General features: G+C 71.8%; 15 protein-coding genes. 8 read left to right on the top strand and 7 right to left on the bottom strand.

The annotated features are described in order from the left end of the window. Nucleotides 1-22: 22 nt before the first annotated feature. Entirely contained in the window at nucleotides 23-391 is a 369-nt protein-coding gene (locus tag AC3WRT_RS17055; protein WP_492724082.1) for an anti-sigma factor antagonist, read from the top strand. After that, on the top strand, nucleotides 388-1,998 hold the full coding sequence (locus AC3WRT_RS17050) for a DUF7059 domain-containing protein (protein WP_492724081.1): 1,611 nt from the start codon (nucleotides 388-390) through the stop codon (nucleotides 1,996-1,998). The genes AC3WRT_RS17055 and AC3WRT_RS17050 overlap by 4 nt, the downstream gene beginning before the upstream one ends. 42 nt (nucleotides 1,999-2,040) lie before the next feature. Here the strand turns inward: AC3WRT_RS17050 and AC3WRT_RS17045 are convergent, their stop codons facing one another. Further along, nucleotides 2,041-2,739 carry an AfsR/SARP family transcriptional regulator gene (locus tag AC3WRT_RS17045; RefSeq protein ID WP_492724036.1) on the bottom strand — a complete coding sequence of 233 codons (699 nt, stop codon included), beginning with the start codon at nucleotides 2,737-2,739 and terminating at the stop codon, nucleotides 2,041-2,043. Between the two features lie 318 nt (nucleotides 2,740-3,057). Here AC3WRT_RS17045 and AC3WRT_RS17040 point away from each other — a divergent pair, with 318 nt between their 5' ends. From AC3WRT_RS17040 to AC3WRT_RS17015, 6 genes are all read left to right on the top strand, one after another. Beyond that, nucleotides 3,058-3,249: a hypothetical protein gene (locus tag AC3WRT_RS17040; RefSeq protein ID WP_492724034.1), complete on the top strand. Its 192-nt coding sequence runs from the start codon at nucleotides 3,058-3,060 to the stop codon at nucleotides 3,247-3,249. A gap of 361 nt (nucleotides 3,250-3,610) precedes the next feature. After that, nucleotides 3,611-6,133, top strand: a complete 2,523-nt coding sequence (locus AC3WRT_RS17035) for a MinD/ParA family ATP-binding protein (RefSeq protein WP_492724032.1) — start codon at nucleotides 3,611-3,613, stop codon at nucleotides 6,131-6,133. Further along, nucleotides 6,130-6,861 carry a hypothetical protein gene (locus AC3WRT_RS17030; RefSeq protein WP_492724031.1) on the top strand — a complete coding sequence of 244 codons (732 nt, stop codon included), beginning with the start codon at nucleotides 6,130-6,132 and terminating at the stop codon, nucleotides 6,859-6,861. The genes AC3WRT_RS17035 and AC3WRT_RS17030 overlap by 4 nt, the downstream gene beginning before the upstream one ends. Before the next feature lie 124 nt (nucleotides 6,862-6,985). Further along, on the top strand, nucleotides 6,986-7,609 hold the full coding sequence (locus tag AC3WRT_RS17025) for a TetR/AcrR family transcriptional regulator (RefSeq protein WP_492724029.1): 624 nt from the start codon (nucleotides 6,986-6,988) through the stop codon (nucleotides 7,607-7,609). Nucleotides 7,610-7,700: 91 nt separating this feature from the next. Next, on the top strand, nucleotides 7,701-9,431 hold the full coding sequence (locus AC3WRT_RS17020; RefSeq protein ID WP_492724027.1) for an ABC transporter ATP-binding protein: 1,731 nt from the start codon (nucleotides 7,701-7,703) through the stop codon (nucleotides 9,429-9,431). Then, nucleotides 9,431-11,557, top strand: a complete 2,127-nt coding sequence (locus tag AC3WRT_RS17015) for an ABC transporter ATP-binding protein (protein WP_492724025.1) — start codon at nucleotides 9,431-9,433, stop codon at nucleotides 11,555-11,557. The genes AC3WRT_RS17020 and AC3WRT_RS17015 overlap by 1 nt, the downstream gene beginning before the upstream one ends. Nucleotides 11,558-11,606: 49 nt before the next feature. Here AC3WRT_RS17015 and soxR read toward each other — a convergent pair whose 3' ends face one another. The 6 genes from soxR to AC3WRT_RS16985 all read right to left on the bottom strand — a co-directional run bounded on the left by soxR (nucleotide 11,607) and on the right by AC3WRT_RS16985 (nucleotide 19,371). Further along, nucleotides 11,607-12,038 (bottom strand): redox-sensitive transcriptional activator SoxR, encoded by a 432-nt coding sequence (gene soxR, locus AC3WRT_RS17010; protein WP_492724023.1) that lies wholly within the window; start codon nucleotides 12,036-12,038, stop codon nucleotides 11,607-11,609. Between the two features lie 159 nt (nucleotides 12,039-12,197). Continuing rightward, nucleotides 12,198-13,103: an FHA domain-containing protein gene (locus tag AC3WRT_RS17005; protein ID WP_492724022.1), complete on the bottom strand. Its 906-nt coding sequence runs from the start codon at nucleotides 13,101-13,103 to the stop codon at nucleotides 12,198-12,200. Continuing rightward, on the bottom strand, nucleotides 13,100-14,392 hold the full coding sequence (locus AC3WRT_RS17000) for a VWA domain-containing protein (RefSeq protein WP_492724020.1): 1,293 nt from the start codon (nucleotides 14,390-14,392) through the stop codon (nucleotides 13,100-13,102). The genes AC3WRT_RS17005 and AC3WRT_RS17000 overlap by 4 nt, the downstream gene beginning before the upstream one ends. After that, nucleotides 14,385-15,683 (bottom strand): PP2C family protein-serine/threonine phosphatase, encoded by a 1,299-nt coding sequence (locus AC3WRT_RS16995; protein WP_492724018.1) that lies wholly within the window; start codon nucleotides 15,681-15,683, stop codon nucleotides 14,385-14,387. The genes AC3WRT_RS17000 and AC3WRT_RS16995 overlap by 8 nt, the downstream gene beginning before the upstream one ends. Continuing rightward, complete coding sequence (locus tag AC3WRT_RS16990) at nucleotides 15,680-18,127, bottom strand: serine/threonine-protein kinase (RefSeq protein ID WP_492724017.1); 2,448 nt, start codon at nucleotides 18,125-18,127, stop codon at nucleotides 15,680-15,682. The genes AC3WRT_RS16995 and AC3WRT_RS16990 overlap by 4 nt, the downstream gene beginning before the upstream one ends. Continuing rightward, the gene (locus AC3WRT_RS16985; protein ID WP_492724079.1) at nucleotides 18,124-19,371 is read right to left on the bottom strand and encodes a hypothetical protein; all 1,248 of its coding nucleotides are present in this window, start codon (nucleotides 19,369-19,371) and stop codon (nucleotides 18,124-18,126) included. Before AC3WRT_RS16985 ends, AC3WRT_RS16990 begins: the two co-directional genes overlap by 4 nt. Between the last annotated feature and the right edge of the window lie 17 nt (nucleotides 19,372-19,388).

Raw genomic sequence — 19,388 nt, 5'->3', positions numbered from 1 at the left:
GTGGGCACAGGAAGGGGCACAGGTGGATCTCTCGATCACCCGAGCCGACCATGGCGACCAGACCGTGGTGCACCTCGGCGGCGAGATCGACGTGTACACCGCGCCGCTCGTGCGCGAGAAGCTCGACGAGCAGATCCAGAGCGGTCGCACGCAGCTCGTCGTCGACCTGAGCGACGTCACCTTCCTCGACTCCACGGGCCTCGGGGTCCTCGTCGGTCGGCTCAAGCTCACCCGCACCCGCGGCGGCTCGCTGCGGCTCGTGGGCACCGACGACCGCGTGCTCAAGGTCTTCTCGATCACCGGCCTCGACAAGGTCTTCGAGATCCATCCGACCCTCGAGGCGGCCCTCGCGGCTGCCGACGCCACCAGCGGCGCGAGCGAGCCGTCCTGAGCGACACGCCCGTCGTCGACGAGCGGCTCGTCGCGCTCCTGCGCGCCGACCTCACCGCTGCCGGCTTCACCGTCCACGGCGTCGACGAGCGGCTCGGCCCCGTCGCGTCCGCGGCACTGCACCGGGAGCAGCCGCTCCCTGCGCTGCTCGCCACGGAGTCGGCAGGGGAGTCGGCCGAGGCGTCGGCCACCGGATCGCTGACCGACGCCTGCGGCACCCTCGTGCGCCTCTTCACCCTCGGCCGGCCGGTGCGCGCCTCGGCGCTCGCTGCCGCCCTTCCGACGCTGGGCGTCCAGGGAGCGGTGGCGCTCGGGCTCGTGCGCCTCGAGGAGGGTCGCGCCGGGTTCGCCACCGCGCGGTCGGCCGCGCCGGACCGCGACGTCGTCGCGACGTGCGACCTGCGCCCATACGGCGACGACACCCACGACTGGTGGGTGGCCTCGGACCTGTCCGAGCTGGTCGTCGGCGGTCCGCTGCGGCCTGACCACGTGCTCGGCATCGGCGGCGCCTCCACGACCCTCGCGTCGTGGACGGTGCGCCGGCCCGTCGACCGCGCGCTCGACCTCGGCACCGGCTGCGGCGTGCAGGCCCTGCACCTCACCGGCCATGCGCGCTCAATCGTCGCCACCGACATCTCGCGGCGGGCGCTGGCGTACGCCGCGTTCAACGTCGCGCTCGCCGACTCCGACGGCCCCGGCGCCGTGCCGCCCCTGCAGCTGCTGGCCGGAGACCTGCTGAGCCCCGTTGCGGGACAGCGCTTCTCGCTGGTCGTCAGCAACCCGCCCTTCGTCATCACGCCGCGCGACGACGGCCTGCCGCTCTACGAGTACCGCGACGGAGGCCGCGCCGGCGACACCCTCGTCAGCTCTCTCGTGCGCCAGGTCGGCACGGTCCTCGAGTCCGGCGGCATCGCCCAGTTCCTCGGCAACTGGGAGGTGCCGGCCGGCCGCACCTGGCGCGAGGTGTGGACCGAGTGGCTCGACGAGCAGGCACGCGACGGGGTGGCCCTCGACGCCTGGGTCGTGCAGCGCGAGTCGCAGGACCCGGCCCAGTACGCCGAGCTGTGGGCGCGCGACGGCGGGGCGCAGCCCGGCAGCGAGGCCCACTCCCAGCTGTATGCGGCGTGGCTGCGCGACTTCGCCTCCCGTGACGTCGAACGGGTCGGCTTCGGGGTCGTGACCCTGCAGCGGCCGGTCGGAGACCGCGCGACGTGGCGCTCTCTCGACGAGGCGCACGGGCCCGTGGCGGCGCCGATGGGCCCGACCATCGATGCCGGCCTGCGCGCACGGAACTGGCTCGCCGAGCACTCCGACGACGACGTGCTCGACGTCGCGTGGTCGTGCGCCGCCGACGTCACCGAGGAGCGACACGGCCGCCCGGGGGCCGAGGACCCGAGCGTCATCCTCGTGCGACAGGGCGGCGGGCTGGGACGAGTCGTGCGCGCCGGGACGCTGCTGGCGGCATACCTCGGGGTGGCCGACGGGGAGCTGACGGCGCGCGCTGCTTTCGACGCGATCGCGACGGTCATGGGCCTCGACCCCGACGACGTACGCGCCGAGCTGGTCCCGCAGGTCCGCGACCTCGTGGCCGACGGCCTGCTCGTCTGAGCGCGACGCGGCACGGCCGATGACCGGCGCCGAACCCAGTGCTCAGAAGGAGCGGGTGGCGCCCGGCCCGGTGGCACCGCGCACGATCTCCGTGAGGGCCCGCGAGGGTGGGATGCCGAGCTCGGTGCCGAGATCCTCGCGGAACTGTCGGTAGACCTGCACCGCGGCCGAGTGGTTGCAGGCGACGAGATGCGCCCTGATCACGAGCGACGCGGCGCTCTCCAGGAGCGGCTCGTGCGAGAGTGCCGCTTCGGCGAAGGTGGCGGCCGACGTCGGATCCCCCTCGTCGAGCAGGTGGGCGGCGATGCGCTCGAGGGCGCGGATCCTGCGGTGGTGCAAGCGCTCACGCTCCTCGAGGACCCAGTCGTCGAACCAGCCGGGCAGGAGCGCGGGGCCGTCGAGCGTGGCGAGCGCGTTCGGGAGGTCGAGCTCATCCGCCCGATGCAACCGCTCCACGCGTTCCATGCAGTCACACAGCTCCCAGACGTCGACGCTCACCGGCCACCCGAAGACCAAGGCGGCGCTCTCCGTCGAGACGAGCCCCTCGTGGATGGCGCGAAGCCGCTTGAGCGAGGTGCGGAGGTTGGCTCGTGCACGAGCCTCCGTGCTGTCGGGCCAGAGCGTGCCGGCGAACGACCCCCGCATCTGCGGCCCGCGCAGGGCCACCAGCGCCAGGACACGCTGCTCCCGGGAACCGATGTGGACCCGCTGCGAGCCGACGTCCAGGCTCCAGAATCCCAAGAGGCGAAGCCGACATGCGTGAGCCTTGGTGTTCATCGATCCCCCACCGATCGAACTACCCAGCCATCTGCCACGCAGTCAACCGTGGCGCCGTCACTCAGGCCGGTTGGTCTTGTTCTTCCGAAAGACCAGTATTCCCCCGAACAAGAATCTTGTACTCATAAGTGCGACAACCGCGTTCGCGAAAAACGCAGCAGGCGATCGAGCCGTCGCGGTCACGCCGGAGTCACGCGGCGGTCACGCGGGGGTCACGCCTCGGTCACGCAGCTTCCGCTCAACTGGCACGCATCGCGTCTACCGGGAAAGGAGGTGAAACCCATGGACACGAAGCTCACGCTCGCCGAGCTCGACACCGAGATGGTGGCGCTGCTCCCGTCGAAGGAGACGCTCCACCTCCACAACTGGTCGAGCATCTATGCCTCCAACACATCGATGGCCCTGAACGTCGGATCTCTGCTGTCGCAGGCCAACAGCGCAGCCGTTCAGACCATCTCCGTCAGCCAGGGCTGACCGCTGCCGGATGCGGCTCCCGAGCCCTCGGGAGCCGTACCCGGACCCGGATGCGAGCTGCAACCAGAGGGAGAGGGTCCGCATGCAGGAGAGAACGCCTCTCGACCAGAGGGAGCTCGATGCCCAGGGCATCGCTCTCCTTCCGTGCCGCGACACGCTGTGCTACTTCGCCTGCGTCAACGTAACGACAGTCGTCGGAGTCAACCTCGCCTTCGCCATCAACGCTGCCTCGAGCAACGCGACGGCGAGTGCAGTGGCGGGGCAATACCTGGCTGTCCTGAGGTAGGCCACCGGCTAAAGGGGCGGGCGCGGCCGCGGCTGCGCCCGCCCTGTCGCAGCAGACCGGAACGGAGGGACGTGTATGCAGGCCACCCAGATCGCTGCGAACGGCCCGGAGGCCGCCCCGGCCGCCGGGCAGGGACCACCGAAGTGGCGGATCGCCGACGGGTTGGACCAGCTGGGGCCGGTGCAGGGCTCCGGCCTGCGCGGGTCGACCCACCTGGTCCGCCGCAGCGACGGTCAGGTGCTCCAGCTGTCCGAGCTGCTGCATCTCGTGCTCAGCCACGTGCGCGCGGACCGGTTGCCCGAGCACATCGCCCGTTCGGTCAGCGACGACTACGGCCGAACCCTCGACGTCGAGGGTCTCGAGCACCTGTTGTCCACACGCTTGCTCCCGCTCGGCCTCGTCACCCGGGACCTCGACGAACCAGCTCCCGGCGAGCCAGCGGCCGACGAGCAGGGTGGCGCGAGCGAGGCTGGACTGCCGACGGCACGCCCCCTGCTCTCGCTGTCGTTGCGCGGGTCCATCATCCCGGCGCCCTGGGTGCCGGCGCTCGCCAGGGTGCTCGCGCCGCTCTTCTGGCCGCCCGTCGTCGTCCTCGCCCTCGTGGCTGTCGTGGCGCTCGACGTCCGGCTCCTGCGTGCCGCTGACCTGGGAACCGCCGTCACCGACCTGCTCATGACACCCACGCTGATGCTCGGTCTCTACGTGCTGCTGACGGCCGGAGCGCTCGTGCACGAGACGGGACACGCCGCCGCGTGTGCCTACGGCGGCGGTCGCCCCGGGGCCATCGGCTTCGGCGTCTACCTGCTCTTTCCCGCCTTCTACACCGACGTGACCGACTCCTACCGCCTCAGCCGTTCCGGGCGGTTGCGCACGGACCTCGGTGGGCTGTACTTCAACGTCCTGTGCCTCATCGCACTGTCCGCAGGCTATCTGGCGACCGGATCGAGCATCCTGCTCATCGCCGTGCTGATGATGCACATCGAGATGGCGCAGCAGCTGGTCCCCGCCGTGCGCCTGGACGGCTACTACGTGCTCGCCGACCTCGCAGGCGTGCCTGATCTCTTCGCCCGTGTGGGGCCGGTCCTGCGCAGCCTTCGGCCCGGAGTGGCCACCGATCCACGCGTGGTCGAGCTGCGCCCTGCAGCGAGACGGGTCGTCATCGCGTGGGTGTGTTTCGTGGTCCCCACCTTGGTCGCGGGGATGGCGTGGCTGCTGTGGAACCTCCCCTTCATCCTGAGCACCAACGTGGCAGCCATGGAAGTGCAGGCTCGCCAGTTCGAGTCGGCTCGCAGCGTCGGTGACGTCACGGTGATGGCCTTGTCAGTCATCTCCTTGCTGCTGCTCGCCGTCCCGTTGCTGGGCCTCGCGGTCCTCATCCAACGCCTCACCCGAGCCATCTGGCGCCTGCTGCACACCAGCTGGCGCCATCGTTCCACCCCTTCGGAGATCCGATCAGACCAGGAGGACCCCATGGCCAGTGACACCTGGGCGGAGGCTGCGCCGACTCTCGCCGCCCCCGCCATCCCGGCCGGACAAGCCGGCTCACCCCCTCACACCATCGCCGCCGCGCCGGTAGAGCGCCTTGCACCGGTCGCGCCGGTCGCACCGGTTGCACCGGTCGAGCCGGCCCAGCACCCCACTGCGCAGGGCGCGTCCGGCGACGGGCTGACGGCTGCGTGCTTCAGCGACGACCTCATGCTGCGCCGGGTGGCACCCGTGCCGCACAGGGGCTGGCGGCGCGCCGTGTTCAGTGCCTCGGGTCAGGCGATCAACCTGGGGCCGGGGCCGCAGGAGCGCCGTCGGCTCGAGCTGGAGGATCGGCTACGCACTCCCATCACGGGCTCACGTCGCATCGTCGTGATGAGCCGCAAGGGCGGTGTGGGCAAGACGACGATGAGCCTGGCCATCGGCAGCACCTTTGCGTCGCTGCGTGGCGACCGGGTCGTGGCCGTCGACGCCAACCCTGATGCCGGCAACCTGGCTCACCGCGTCGCGCACCCCAACGCCCAGACGATCACCGATGTGCTCGACGACCTGGCTCGCATCGAGACCTACTCCCAGCTGCGCACCTACACCTCCCAAGCCATCGAGTCCCGGCTCGAGGTGATCGCCTCCGACGACGACCCGAGGATCGGGATGGCCCTCGGTCGGGACGACTACCACTCGCTCATCGGCTTGCTCGATCGCTTCTACAACCTCATCGTCCTCGACACCGGCACCGGCATCCTCGACAGTGCGAACCAGGGACTGCTCGCCGAGGCGGACCAGCTGGTCCTCGTCCTGCGCGCCGGGGTCGACGGCGGCCGTGCAGCGGCCCTGACGCTCGACTGGCTCGATGAGCACCAGGACGGCGAGCTCGTGAGACAGGCCGTCGTCGTCATCAATGCCGTGCGCAGGGGAGTCGGCGCTCCGATCGCCCCCATCGTCGAGCACTTCGAACGACGCTGCCGCAGGGTCGTCCTCGTCCCGTGGGACCCAGCGCTCGAGCTCGGGTCCGAGACGAGCCTGTCGGCCCTCAAGCCTGACACGAGGGCAGCCCTCGTCGAGGTGACGGCCGCCGTCGCCGATGGGTTCGCCCCGGACGGAGCGGTCTCATGAGGCGGCGGGCACGCGCGACCGCCCTGGTGGCGGCCCTCGCCCTCCTCGCCAGCACCGGCTGGACGGCCGCGGACGCGGCGCGCGAGCACGGGCAGCTCGACGTGACGGCGCTCGCCATCGCCTCGAAGGCAGACCGCACCGTTGCGGACGACGCGTTCGACGCCGCGAGGCTGGGCGGACGCCGGGTCGACTCGAACGTCGTGGCCGCCTCCGACGCCACGTGTGCCGGCTGCTCGTCGCGGGCCACGGCCCTGGGAGTCGTCTACGTGAACCACGGCGACCGCGTCACCGTCGACAACCTCGCCACGGCGTCGTCGTCGGCCTGCGCCCGGTGCAGCTCGGTGGCCGTCTCCGTCCAGGTGGTCATGCTGCGTCGGGCCGGTGCCGTGGTCGCCAACAACCGGTCGCTCGCCGTCAACGCGGGGTGCGACTCGTGCAGGGCGTCGGCCGCTGCCTACCAGTTCGTCGTCGTCGATCCGAAGGGGGCTCGCCTCACCGGCGACGACCTCACCTTCCTCCGGGCGTGGGTGCAGACGCAGGCGGACGGCCTCGCGCGGGGCACCGGTGCCGCCCTCCGCTCCTCGAGCCCGTCGACCGCGACGATGGAGACGAGGGAGACGATCGAGACGATCAAGGCAGAGCTCCGCCAGCGAGTGGGCCCCGGCGCGAGCGTTTCTGCGAAGAGCGAGGTGCGGCGCAACGGACCACCTGCCGCGCGAACGAGGTGAGCCCGCTCGAATCCCGAGGGAAACTTCGATGAACCCCTTGTGAGTGAGTGCTCACTCATTCATGATGGAAGGCGTGTCGACGCGAGTGGAGGGACAGCGGACGGGGCAGCGGCGAGCAGCCCCCATGGACCCCGACGCCCGGCGGGACGCGCTCATCGAGGTGTTCGTCCGGCTTGCGCACCGCGAGGGCCGCAAGCCCACCACGAGCGAGATCGCCCAGGAGGCCGGCGTCGCCGAGGGCACGATCTTCCGGGTCTTCCCGACGAAGGAGGTCCTCGAGAAGGAAGCCGTCCAGGCGGCCTTCTGCCCCGCGCCGGTGCGCCGCCGCATCGCCGCCATCGACCCCGAGGCGTCGCTGCGCGACCGGCTCGTCGACTTCACCCGCATCATGCAGCAGCGCTTCACCGAGGTCTTCGGCCTGATGGGTGCCCTCGGCCTCAGTGAGCCGCCCAACCGCGGGCCGCACCAGGCCTGCTACGACGCGGGTCGGCACCTGCGCGGCCACGCCGACGAGCAGGAGCACGTCGCCGCGCACCAGCCCCTGCTCGAGACGATCCACCGGCTGCTCATCCGCGACGAGGACAGCCTCGTCGTGCCCGGCACGGATGTCGTGCACCGCATCCGGCTGCTCACCTTCTCCGGCAGCCATCCCGGCATCGCCGACGGGCAGGTGCTGACCCCCGAGGAGATCGTCGACACGGTCCTCTTCGGTCTCGTCCGGCGCGACGTCGACGGGGGCGCGCCGTGACAAACCGGTTGACCCTGACCCCACGTGAGTCCCTAGCGTTCCCCAGCGACACCTGCTCCACCGGCTCCACCAGCGACCGAAAGGCACCCACATGCTGATCCGACTGCTGCGCAGTCACCTGCGCCCCTACTCGGGACAGATCGTGCTCATCACGCTGGCCCAGCTGGTGAGCACGATGGCCTCGCTCTACCTGCCAACCCTCAACGGGCAGATCATCGACGACGGTGTGGCCAAGGGCGACACCGCGTACATCGTCAGCCACGGCGGCATCATGCTGGCCGTCAGCGTCGTTCAGATCACCGCATCCGTCGCCGCCACCTTCCTCGCGGCGCGCGTCGCCATGGGGATGGGCCGAGACGTGCGCGGCGGCTTCTTCGGCAGGGTGGTCGGCTTCTCGGCGCAGGAGGTGACCCGCTTCGGCGCCCCGACGCTCATCTCGCGCAACACCAACGACGTGACGCAGGTGCAGATGGTCGTCTTCATGGCCTTCACCCTGCTCGTGACGACGCCGATCATGATGGTCGGCGGCATCATCATGGCGCTGCGCGAGGACAGCGGCCTGTCCTGGCTCGTCGCCGTGGCGGTGCCGCTCCTCGGCCTCGTCGTCGGCCTCGTCATCTCCCGGATGGTGCCGTGGTTCGGTCGCATGCAGACCTCGCTCGACGGGGTCAACCGCGTCATGCGGGAGCAGATCACCGGCATCCGCGTCGTGCGCGCCTTCGTCCGCGAGGAGCACGAGGAGGCCCGCTTCGCCGAGGCCAACGGGCTGCTGACCAACGCCGGCCTGCGGGTCGGGCGGCTCATGGCGCTCGTCTTCCCGATCGTCATGCTGATCTTCAACCTCTCGACCGCGGCCGTCATGTGGTTCGGCGCCCACCGCATCGAGTCGGGTGACCTGCAGATCGGCCAGCTGACGGCGTTCCTGTCCTACCTCGTCCAGATCCTCATGGCCGTCATGATGGCGACCTTCATGGCGACGATGATCCCGCGGGCCGCCGTCTCGGCCGGCCGCATCCAGGACGTGCTCGACACCGACTCGTCCGTCGTGGAGTCGGTGCAGCCCCTGAGGATGCCGTCGGGCGCGTCGGGGCTCGAGTTCGCGGGCGTCGACTTCCACTACCCCGGGGCCGAGGCAGCGGTGCTGCACGACGTCACCTTCCGCGCCGACCCCGGGCGCACGACCGCGATCATCGGGTCGACGGGCGCCGGCAAGACGACCCTCCTCGGGCTCGTGCCACGCCTCTTCGACGCCTCTGCCGGCAAGGTCCGCGTCGGCGGGGTCGACGTGCGCGACCTCGAGCTCGACGACCTCTGGAGCAAGATCGGGCTCGTCCCGCAGAAGCCGTACCTCTTCAGCGGCACGGTCGCCAGCAACCTGCGCTACGGCAACCCGGACGCGACCGACGAGGAGCTGTGGGACGCCCTGCGCATCGCGCAGGGGGAGGACTTCGTCCGGGCGATGGGCGGGCTCGACTCGGCCATCGCGCAGGGCGGCACGAACGTCTCGGGCGGGCAGCGCCAGCGCCTCGCCATCGCCCGAGCCGTCGTCAAGCGACCCGACATCTACCTGTTCGACGACTCGTTCTCGGCCCTCGACCTGTCGACCGACGCACGCCTGCGCCGGGCCCTGCGACCGGCCACGGCCCACAGCACCGTCGTCATCGTGGCCCAGCGCGTCTCGACGATCGTCGACGCCGACAGCATCCTCGTGCTCGACGACGGACGCATCGTCGGCCAGGGCACGCACGACGAGCTTCTCGACTCCTGTCAGACCTACCAGGAGATCGTCCAGTCCCAGCGCAGCGCGGAGGAGGCGGCCTGATGGCCGAAGGAGTCAAGACGGCCGAGGAGAAGGCCGCAGAGAGCCGCCGCGGACCTGCCCGGCGCGGGGGACCGCCCCACATGCAGATGGGCGTGCCGGCCGAGAAGTCGCTGAACTTCGGGCCCTCGGCCAAGCGCCTGCTCGGCCGCCTGGGCCCGCACCGCGTCAAGGTCGTCCTCGTGATCGTGCTGGCGGTCGTGAGCGTCACGCTCAGCTCGATCGGCCCGAAGGTCCTCGGCCGCGCCACCGACATCATCTTCGCCGGCGTCATCGGCAGCACGGTCAAGGCCCCGCCCGGCACCACGAAGCAGCAGGTCATCGACACGCTGCGAGCCAATGGCCAGACGACGTATGCCGACCTGCTGAGCAACGTCGCCTTCATCCCCGGGCAGGGCATCGACTTCGAGGCCCTCAGCCGCGTGCTGATGCTCGTCGTCTCGCTCTTCGTCGTGGCGTCGCTGCTCATGTGGGTCCAGGGCTGGGTCCTGCAGGGGGTGCTCCAGCAGACGATGTACGACCTGCGCCAGGAGGTGGAGGCCAAGCTCAACCGCCTGCCGCTGCCCTACTTCGACAACCAGCCGCGCGGTGAGCTGCTGAGCCGAGTGACCAACGACATCGACAACGTCAGCCAGTCGCTCCAGCAGACCATGTCGCAGCTGCTCACCTCGCTGCTCACCGTCGTCGCCGTGCTCAGCATCATGTTCTGGATCTCGTGGGTGCTCGCGCTCATCGCGCTCGTCTCCATCCCGATCTCGATCGTCGTGACGAGCCTGATCGCCAAGCGCTCGCAGAAGCTCTTCATCCAGCAGTGGCGCAACACCGGCGAGCTGAACGGCATCGTCGAGGAGACCTTCACCGGTCACGGGCTCGTCAAGGTCTACGGCCGCCAGAAGGAGACCGAGGCCAACTTCAAGCAGAAGAACGACGAGCTCTTCGAGGCTTCCTTCGGTGCCCAGTTCATCAGCGGCATCATCATGCCGGTCATGATGTTCGTCGGGAACCTCAACTACGTCGCGATCGCCGTCGTCGGCGGGCTGCGCGTGGCGTCGGGCACGATGAGCCTCGGCGACGTCCAGGCGTTCATCCAGTACTCCCGCCAGTTCACCCAGCCGCTGACGCAGGTGGCGTCGATGGCCAACGTGCTCCAGTCCGGAGTCGCCTCTGCCGAGCGGGTGTTCGAGGTGCTCGACGCCGACGAGCAGGAGGCCGACGCCGTCGTCCCCGTGCGGATCGACGACCCACACGGCGCCGTCGCCTTCGAGGGCGTCTCGTTCGCGTACACCCCCGAGAAGCCGCTCATCGAGGACCTCGACCTGTCGGTCCGTCCCGGCCAGACGGTCGCGATCGTCGGCCCCACCGGTGCCGGCAAGACGACCCTCGTCAACCTGATCATGCGGTTCTACGAGCTCGACGGGGGACGCATCACCCTCGACGGCGTCGACATCCGCGACCTGACCCGTCACGACCTGCGTGCCCGCATCGGCATGGTGCTGCAGGACACCTGGCTCTTCGGCGGCACGATCCGCGACAACATCGCGTACGGCCGTCCCGGTGCCAGCGGCGAGGAGGTCCTGGCAGCCGCGCGGGCCACCTACGTCGACCGCTTCGTGCACTCGCTGCCCGACGGCTACGACACGGTGCTCGACGACGAGGCGTCCAACATCTCGGCCGGCGAGAAGCAGCTGGTCACGATCGCCCGTGCGTTCCTCTCCGACCCGGCGCTGCTCATCCTCGACGAGGCCACGAGCTCGGTCGACACCCGCACCGAGCTGCTCGTGCAGCAGGCCATGGCGGCGTTGCGCTCGGACCGCACGAGCTTCGTCATCGCGCACCGTCTCTCGACGATCCGCGACGCCGACCTGATCCTCGTCATGGACGACGGCCGCATCGTCGAGAAGGGTACTCACGCCGAGCTGCTCGCGACCGGCGGCGCCTACGCGACGTTGTATGCCGCCCAGTTCGCGGGTGCCGCGGCCGACCTCGACGACTCGGCGGGCGCTCCCGAGGAGGCAGCCGGCATACCCGAGCTGGCGGCGGTCGGCGCCGGCGCACCGGGCCCCGTCGGTGGCCCCGGGGTCCCCGCGCCCGACAACGCCGTGCCCGCTGAGGGTGGGGCGCCGGACTGACCGGACCGAGTGGTGGGCGCCGGTCGGGAAAGGGCCGGCAACGGCGCGGTCACGGCTCGAGCAGCACGGCTCCGGGCCCGCGCTCGGAGAGCACGTCCGAGGGGTTGTTGAGGGCGCAGGTGCGCAGGCTGAGGCAGCCGCAGCCGATGCAGGAGTCCAGCTGGTCGCGCAGCTTCTCGATGCGGCGGATCTGCTGGTCCAGCCGGCTACGCCAGGCCCGTGACAGGCGGGCCCAGTCGGTGGCCGTCGGGGTGCGGCCCTCGGGGAGCGTCGAGAGGGCGGCGCCGATCTCGTCGAGCGACAGGCCGACCCGTTGCGCGGCGCGGATGAAGGACACCCTGCGGATGGTCGCCCGCTCGTAGCGGCGCTGGTTGCCGGACGTGCGCACCGAGCTGATGAGGCCGAGCTCCTCCCAGTAGCGCAGCGCCGAGGTCGCCGTCCCCGTGCGCTCGGCGACCTGCCCGATCGTGAGGTCCGGCATTCAGCCGATCCTCGAGACGGTCGACGCTCCAGACGCGCTCGCGCCCAGGATGACGTGTCGGACGTCGGCGTGGCAGTGGAGGGCCGGGTCGCTCACAGTCCACACCGTATGCCGTGTGCGGCTCCACCGACAGGCAGGTGGAGCAGTCACTCCCGTGCGTCAGGCGTAGGCCTCGACCTCGTCGGGGGTCGCACGGCGCACGACGACGCGCGTCCACGCCCCGACGTAGAGCCGGTCGTCATCGCCGAGCTCCGTCTTCGGGCCGACTGCGATGGAGCGCTCGGGCAACGGACCGGCCGCGGGGCCCACGAACGTGCCGTTGGAGCTGCCGAGGTCCTCGACGAACCAGCGGGACCCGTCGGTCGTCAGCTGGGCGTGACGGCGGCTGACCCCCGGGTCGGACGAGAGGTCGATCTCGGGACGAGTCTTCTTGCTCGTCGACACCCGGCCGAGGAGCACGCTGCGGTGTCGCAGCGGCATGATCGTGGGCAGCCCGGGGGACGGGCAGGGGTCCTCGGCCTCCTGGGTCTGGTACCAGTCCGGGTCGACCCAGACCTCCGCCAGCCACTCGAACGACTCGGGCTCGGGAGCTGCCGGGGGCTGGGCGGTCGGGGACTGGCCGAGCCCGGGCGCGCCGGCGACCCGGACGGCTTCGCCGTCGGGCTCGGTGTCCCCGAGGTCACCGGGGCCTGCGGCCGGGTCGCGCGGCATGGCACCGGTGGTGAAGTCGTAGCCGCACGCCTCGCAGAAGAGCGCGCCGTCGGGGTTCTCGGTCTGGCAGTTGGGGCACTCGAGCCCGGTTGGCGCCGCGGGTGCGGCGGGTGCGGCGGGTGCCGGCGCCGTCCCGCTCGCGCTGCCGACCCCTGCGTCACCGGCAGCGCCGGGGCCGGGTAGACCCAGGTCGAGCGAGGACCCGGACGAGGCAGGCGCGCCCGCTCTCGCGGGCTCACCGGCCGCCGGGGGGCTGGCAGCAGCAGGTTGGGCGCTCGCGTCGATCGGGGAGCCGCAGGTGTCGCAGTAGTCCTCGGCCTCGGACGTGTGCCCGTTGGGGCAGACCGCGCTCACCGGCGTACCCGGCTCGTCTTCGTCGACGCGGTGTCGAGGGACATCTCGTCGATCTTGGAGGCGCCCTTCTTGAGGCGAACGGTGCCGGTGTCGGGGTCGTCGATCTCGACGACCTTTTTCAGTCGCGTGGTCATCTCGTCGTTGCCGGTGGCGTCGGCGAGCTGGACGGCGCGGCCGAGCTTCGAAGTGGCGACGTCGTCCTGACCGGCGGCCTTGGCGGCCAAGCCCTCCCGGATGACCGTCGCGAGCTCGGCCTGCCCGGTGTAGGCGGCGACGGCGGGGTCGATCCGGGTGGTCAGCGAGTCGTCGTTGCTCCACTTGGCCTTGACGAGCGCCTGGGCGACGGGGTCACCGCCGAGGGAGAACTGCACGCGGGCGGCGAGCTGCTCCTGACCCAGCGTGCGGGCGGGGAGGCGTACGGCAACGTGGTAGTCACGGCTCTCGTCGGACCACGCGCCGGTCGGGTAGGCGCCGGTGAGTGGGTTGACGACCGTGCGGCGCGGAGTGAGGTCCTCGAGGGTCGGCGACACCTGCTTGACGAAGAGCAGCTCGGCGCCCTGGGGCACCCACACGCGCAGCTCGGAGTTGGCGACGCCGCGCGACATCGAGGCACGCATCATCGCCTGGAACTCGGCCGCCATCTCCTCGGGCGCGGGGATGAGGTCGACGGTGCCGAGCAGTGCGGAGGCGATCCCGCGCACCTCGTCGACGCGCCACTGGTCGCCGACGCCGCGGCAGTCGCACTGGAAGGCGCCGAGGCAGCTCTGGACCGCGGCCTGCAGCGACTGGGGCGTCTCGCCCTCGTTGACGCCGTCGGTGAGCAGGATCGCGTGGCGCTTGGTGACGTGGGGAACGGTCTCGAAGATCTGTCGCGCGAGTGTGAGCCACGTGCCCATGGCCGTGCCGCCGTTGGCGCGCAGGCCCTCGATGGCGCGGTACGCCTCGCCCCGGGTGTGCGTCGACATGGGCACGAGCGCGCCCTGGTGGCTGTAGGGGTAGACGATCTGTGCGGTGCCGTTGCCCGACACGATGGAGAAGAGCGTGCCGTCGACGATCTCCGACAGCGCTGCCTTGGCGGCCTCGCCGGCTGCCTGCACGCCGCGGCGGCCCATCGACCCCGACGTGTCGATGAGGATCACCTCGGCCGCCGACCCGGGGTCGGTCAGGCCCGACGTGCCACCCGTGGCGGCGGAGGCACCCGTCGAGGTCACGCGGACGATCGCGTGCACGTCGGTGCCCCCGTCGGGGAGGAACTCGTTCTGGAACACCTCTGCCGTGAAGTCAGCCATTGCTCGGGTCCCCTTCCACGGGCGCCGCGGACGCGGCTGCCTCGCTCGTCGTGCTCGATCCTCGCCCAGCCAGTCTGGCGAGGGCAACCGTGATGTTGTCGCGTCCACCCTGCTCGTTGGCGAAGTCGACGAGGGCCTCGGCCACCGCGGTTGGCGTGGCGTCGTCGAGCTGGGCGGCGGCGTCGTGCAGCAGGGTGCGCAGCGCCTCGGCCTCGGAGCAGTAGTTCCAGAGCCCGTCGGAGCAGACCATGAGCCAGCCGGGCGTGCCCGTCACCGTCGTGAGGTGGGGGGTGAGGTCGTCGGGGGCGTCGCGGCCGAGCCAGCGGGTGATGGAGTGGGCATGCGGCCCGTTCTCGGCCTCGGCCCGTGGCATGCCGGCCGCCATCTGCTCCTCGGCGTACGAGTCGTCCCTGCCCAGCTGGCGCGCGGGCTCGGCGACGGCGTCGGGCAGCCAGTAGACCCGGCTGTCACCGACGTTGGCCGCGACGATGACGTCGTCCTCGACGACGGCGGCCGAGAAGGTGCACGACGGCGGGTTGGGCACCGCCTCGACGACGGACGCGACCACCGCCTTGTTGGCGAGCGTGACGGCGGCGTCGAGGGCGCGACCGGCTCCGGCCGCCCACGCGTCCGGCGTGCCGACGCCCTTCGGGAAGGGTTGGTCGAGCACGGCGCGCGCCGCCTTGGCCGCCGCGAGGGAGGCGATGTGCGAGTCGGTCGCCATCGAGACGCCGTCGCACACGACGAGCACGGCGCGGGACCCGGGAGGCTCGGCGGCGCTCAGCGACATCGCGTCCTCGTTGCGCGCATGACGCTTGCCGATGTCGCAGACTCCACCGACCCAGGACGCCGGCGACTCGACGTAGTGGTCGCGGGGGTCGGCCGGCGGGGTGCCGCAGTGGTCGCAGTAGCCGTCGACGATGCGTCCCTGGCCGCAGGCCCGGCAGGTCAGCTCGTCGTCGGCCGGGGGGGCGACCGACGACGACGGCACCGGCCCGGTCCAGCCGACGTCGAGCGGTGACTCCTCGCCGGCGGGCGCCGTCTGCGGCGTGGCCGGGGCGACCAGCAGGTCGTCCGAGGCGCTGTCCGCCGGGGCGAGCGCCCCGAGCGCCCCCGTCGCAGCGCCGCCAGCGTGGGCCGCCGTCGCCGCGCGCGGGCTCACGACGAGGTCGGCGCCGCAGGCCTCGCAGAAGCTCGACTCCGCGGAGTTGGCGGCGCCGCACACCGGGCAGTCGCGCGTGGAGGAGTCCGGGGCGGCGTCGGACGCTCCGGTCAGGGGGGTGTCGGTCACCAGAGGCTCCAGGGTCGGATGGCGTTGGCCTCGTCGACGAGGGGGACGCGCTCGGACAGGTCGGGGGTGCGCTTGGCCAGCTCGCGCAGGGCCTCCTCGAGGCCGAGTCGAAGGCCGTTCGGCGTGCCCTTGTGCTCGCCGAGGCGGACGTCGGCCTTGTTGCCGCTCTTCTCCACCGTCACGAGCGCCTCACGGTAGATCAGGGTCGTGAGCTCGGCACGACGCCGCGCCGACAGCGACGTGTCGTCGAGGGTGCGCAGCGCCTCGGCCAGATCCGGCAGGCCGCGGTTGGCCTTCGCGAGCAGCTCCGCGAGCCCGGCGCGGGCGGTGCGGTAGGCGCTCGACTGCACCGGCACCATCCGGTATGCCGCAACAGCGCCGTCGAGATCCGAGCGCGCGGCTCGGATGCGGGCCAGACCGAAGGCGGCCATGGGCACGTAGGTGGCGTCGGTGCGGGCGCAGGCGATGTAGAGGTTCTCGGCGACGGCGTCGTCACCGGCCTGCTCGCAGGCCTGGGCGAGCGCCAGCTTGGGGGCGAGCTCACCGGGCACCTGTCCGTAGACCGCGTTGAAGGCGGCCTGCGCGGCCCGGCTGTCGCCGCGGTCGAGAGCAGCCAGCCCCTGGATCCAGACGGCCCGCCACTCCCACGGGTCGGCCCGGAGCAGCTCGCCGGCGGTGGCCTCCGCGACGTCGGGCCGGCCGGCGTCGAGAGCGGTGCGGGCGCGTTCGATGAGCACCTCGGTGGAGACCTTGGGCGGGTTCATCAGGCGCTCGAGCCGCTCGGCCGGCGCGCCGTTGACCGTCTGGAGCCAGCCGACGAGGGCGTCGTGCGGGTCGCGGCGCAGGACCGGGAGGTTGCGCCAGTCGTCGGGCTCGGCGCCCGGCGTCGGCACGTCGAAGAGCAGGGAGCTGATCGTCGACGCGGCCGCGCCGGAACCGCGGTCGAGCGCCACGACCTCGCGCAGCACCCCGACCATCTGCGAGCGCAGCTCGTCGGCGGAGACGAAACGGTCGTCGCGGTTGGGGGCGCAGGCCTTGGCGACGAGCCGGTAGAAGGAGTCGTAGCGCTGGAAGACCGGCACGGTGTCCTGGGCGGGCAGGGTGTTGAGGTAGGTCGTCTGGTAGCCGCGGAACTCCATCGTCAGCACGACGAGGGTGCGCCCGATCGTGTAGATGTCCGAGGCGACGGAGACACCGAGCTCGGCGACCTCGGGGGCCTGGTAGCCGACCGTGCCGAAGATCGCCGAGTCCTCGTCGTCGGCCCGGCGCACGCCGCCGAGGTCGATGAGCTTGACCTCGTCGCCGACCTGGATGACGTTGTCGGGCTTGAAGTCGCAGAAGACGAGCCCGAGGTCGTGGAGGTACTGGAAGGCCGGCAGGATCTCGAGGAGATAGGCCAGGGCCTGGTCGACGGGCAGCGGGTCGTACGTCCCGGCTGCCTGCAGCCGCTGCTTGAGGATCGACTTCAGCGACGTGCCTCCGACGTACTCCATGACGATGTAGCCGGCGTTGTCGTGGGTGACGAAGTTGTAGATCTCGACGATGCTCGGGTGCGACACCTGCGCCAGGAAGCGCTGCTCCGCGATGGCTGCCGCGAGGGCGTCCGGATCGGCCGAGTTGAGCAGGCCCTTGAGCACGACCCAGCGGTCCGAGACGTTCTTGTCGCGCGCGAGGTAGATCCAGCCGAGGCCGCCGTGGGCGAGGCAGCCGGCCACCTCGTACTGCCCGGCGACGAGGTCGCCCGCCTTCAGCTTGGGGTCGAAGGAGAACGGCTGGCGGCACTTCGGGCAGAAGCCGGTGGTGCGGCCGGGCTTGCCGTCGCGGCTGCGACCCACCGGCTCGCCGCACTTGGGACAGAAGCGCTTGCTCTCGGGGACCGATGGGTTCGTCAGCAGCGCCTTCTCGGCGTCGATCTCGGGAGCGGGTCGCACCGTCGTGATGCCGCCGCCGAGGCGAGCAGAGCGCAGGCGCTGGGAGCTGCTGGTGCGGCGGGTCGCCACCGAGCCGGACTCGCGGGCGCGCTTGGAGCCCAAGGCCGCCGACGCGAGGTTGCTCGACGCGGCCGAGCGGGTCGACAGCTCCGGGCCAACGCCCGCTGGTGCACCCGTGGAGGCGGTGGCGGCGGTGCCGCCGTTGGGAGAGGCAGCCCCCCCTGTGGCGGGTGCGGCATACGCGGCGACGGCGAGCTGGTCGGCCGGGGTGCCGCAGACGTTGCAGTAGCCGGCGTCGATCGTGCCCGTGCACCCGGGCTGCTGGCAGGCCCCGCCCTCGGGGATCGAGCCTCCTCCGGTCGGCGAGCTCACCGGTCGCGAGGAAGCGCCGGCGCCTGCCGCGGCCGCGACGGCCACCGGCGCGGGTGCGGGGTTGGAGCCGGCGGCCATGCCGCACACGTCGCAGTAGCCGTCGACGATCGTTCCGGTGCAGCCCGGCTGCGTGCAGTTCATGGGCGTGGCCTCTGGGTTCGTGGTGCGGACGGACGGGTCACCGGGCGACCGGTGCGCGGCTGCGGACGGTTGGCCGTGTCGACGTAGGCGGAGAAGGCGGCGGCGAGGGCGCGGGCCCGCGCGATGGGCAGCGGCTTCGCTGCCAGCGTCTCGTCGAGCCGGCGGCGCAGCTCGTCGACGTCGGCCTGCGTCTCGGCGGCCAGCGTCGCCGACGACGCCATTGCCCCCACGGCTCCCACGAGGCCGACCACCTCGTCGCGCTCGGCCAGCCCCGCGGCATACGTCTCGTGGGCGAGGTCGAGGGCCCGCGAGACCCGCTCGAGCTTCTCGCGGTATGCCGCGAGCTCGGCTGCCGCCTGCGGCACGGGTCCCAGCGCCCGGACGTTCGGGATGGCCAGGTGCGGGGCCGGCGTGATCGCCTCGACGCAGGCGCGCTCGAGGGCGCGGATGGCGGCGGCTCGGGCGTCGAGCTCCTCGACCTGCTGCTGGGTGCGCACCCGGCTGCGCGCGGCCGAGGCCCGCTCGGCCGCGGCGACGATGAGGTCGCGCTCGAGCATCGCCACGTCGATCTCGAGCGGCCCGATCATCCCGCCGACGTCGGCTCCCCGGCGGGCCCGCTCGACGAGGTCGCCCATCCGGCGGTCGAGACGGGCGAGCTTCTCGGTGGCGTCGTCGCGCTGGGCGCCGGCAGGCACGAGCGGGAGCTGGTCGCGGGTGCGCTCGATCCCCGCGCGCACCAGGGTGATTCGCTGGCTCGCCTCGGCCGCCCCCGGTGCGAGCGACGCACGCGCCTGGAGGGTGCGGGTCAGCGAGTCGAGCAGCCGGCACGCCTCCGGGAGGCTCACGGCGAGGGACCCGCTGGAGGGCAGCGACAGGTGCTCGGTGGTGTTGGAGTCGAGCCGCCCGTGGATCAGGGTCGAGAGCCGCTCGGCCTCGACCGGACCGACTCGGCCACCGTCGAAGGTCGTCTCGAGCAGCGTGAGCCGGTCGCTGACGGCCTTCCAGAAGGTCAGGGCGACGGTGAGGTCGTTGGTGATGGCCACCTGCTCGGCCGGCGAGAGCTTCAGCACCGCGCGGTCGACCTCGCCGAGGTCGGCCCGGCGCTGGCCGACCCACTCGCGCAGCGCGTTGAGGTAGGTCTGCGCCTCACCGGCCTGGACCGGCACGCCGAGACGCCCGGGCGCCGTCGGTGCGACGGTGCCCGGGTCGGGCTCACCGGGGTGGCTCTGGGGCGCCGCCGTCATCGGCCGTAGACCGGGGT

It is taken from the genome of Terrabacter sp. FW104-15G4B (assembly GCF_058790095.1).
Note: the sequence above shows the minus strand (reverse complement) of the source record. Positions and strands in the feature narration are given on the sequence as shown.

Coding starts and splice junctions, on each gene's coding strand:
- AC3WRT_RS17040 (WP_492724034.1), top strand. CDS start 3,058: ATGGACACGAAGCTCACGCTCGCCGAGCTCGACACCGAGATGGTGGCG.
- AC3WRT_RS17035 (WP_492724032.1), top strand. CDS start 3,611: ATGCAGGCCACCCAGATCGCTGCGAACGGCCCGGAGGCCGCCCCGGCC.
- AC3WRT_RS17030 (WP_492724031.1), top strand. CDS start 6,130: ATGAGGCGGCGGGCACGCGCGACCGCCCTGGTGGCGGCCCTCGCCCTC.
- AC3WRT_RS17025 (WP_492724029.1), top strand. CDS start 6,986: ATGGACCCCGACGCCCGGCGGGACGCGCTCATCGAGGTGTTCGTCCGG.
- AC3WRT_RS17020 (WP_492724027.1), top strand. CDS start 7,701: ATGCTGATCCGACTGCTGCGCAGTCACCTGCGCCCCTACTCGGGACAG.
- AC3WRT_RS17015 (WP_492724025.1), top strand. CDS start 9,431: ATGGCCGAAGGAGTCAAGACGGCCGAGGAGAAGGCCGCAGAGAGCCGC.
- soxR (WP_492724023.1), bottom strand. CDS start 12,038: ATGCCGGACCTCACGATCGGGCAGGTCGCCGAGCGCACGGGGACGGCG.
- AC3WRT_RS17000 (WP_492724020.1), bottom strand. CDS start 14,392: ATGGCTGACTTCACGGCAGAGGTGTTCCAGAACGAGTTCCTCCCCGAC.
- AC3WRT_RS16990 (WP_492724017.1), bottom strand. CDS start 18,127: ATGAACTGCACGCAGCCGGGCTGCACCGGAACGATCGTCGACGGCTAC.
- AC3WRT_RS16985 (WP_492724079.1), bottom strand. CDS start 19,371: ATGACGGCGGCGCCCCAGAGCCACCCCGGTGAGCCCGACCCGGGCACC.